At 73.2% G+C, this 754-nt stretch carries 1 protein-coding gene and 1 pseudogene; both read left to right on the top strand.

Going from position 1 to position 754, the window contains the following annotated elements; genetic code table 11:
• The coding region (locus tag AC1D15_RS35540; protein ID WP_477829788.1) for a winged helix-turn-helix domain-containing protein at nucleotides 1–342 on the top strand (342 nt) is incomplete at its 5' end.
• Nucleotides 339–754, top strand: a pseudogene (locus AC1D15_RS35535) (ATP-binding protein); the annotation flags it as partial. The gene AC1D15_RS35540 and the pseudogene AC1D15_RS35535, both read left to right, overlap by 4 nt.

The raw sequence follows: 754 nt of genomic DNA, 5'->3' as shown, positions 1-754 counted from the left end.
GTGCTGCGCCGCCACAGCGGCCGGGCGCAGCCGCTGCTCAGCCACGGCGGCGTCACGCTCGACCCGGCCACGCGCCAGGTGGCGCGCGACGGCGTGCCGGTGCTGCTGTCGGCGCGCGAGTTCGCGGTGCTCGAGGCGCTGATGGCCCGGCCCGGCGCGCTGCTGTCGCGCGCCCAGCTCGAGGACCGGCTCTACGGCTGGGGCGAAGAGATCGAGAGCAACGCCGTCTCGGTCTACATCCACCAGCTGCGCCGCAAGCTGGGCGCCGACTTCATCCAGAACATGCGCGGCGTCGGCTACTACGTCGGCACGCCCGGCACACCCCCGGCGGGCGGCGCTTGAAGTCGATCCGCCTGCGCCTGCTGCTGGCGCTGCTCGCGATGCTGATGGTGGCCGCCGCGGTGATGGGCGCGATCACCTACCGCAGCGTGCTCAGCGAGACCGAGGCGCTGTTCGACTACCAGCTGCGCCAGATGGCGCTGTCGCTGCGCGACCAGGGCGAGATCGCGACCGAGCAGATGAACGCGCTGGCCGACGAGCAGTTCGATTTCGTCGTGCAGATCTGGAGCGTCGACGGCCGCCGCATCTACGCGACGCGCGACCACCCCGACCTGCCGACCCGCGTGCTGCTCGGGCTCGCCACCGTGCAGGCCGGCGCCGACGGTGCGGGCCCGGCCTGGCGCACCTTCAGCGTGGCCACCGGCTCCCGCGTGATCCAGGTGGCGCAACCGGCGCAGATCCGCAAGCGGCTGGC

The sequence above is a fragment of the Rhizobacter sp. P2_H2 genome (assembly GCF_056403375.1).
This window is presented reverse-complemented; position numbering and strand designations above follow the sequence as displayed.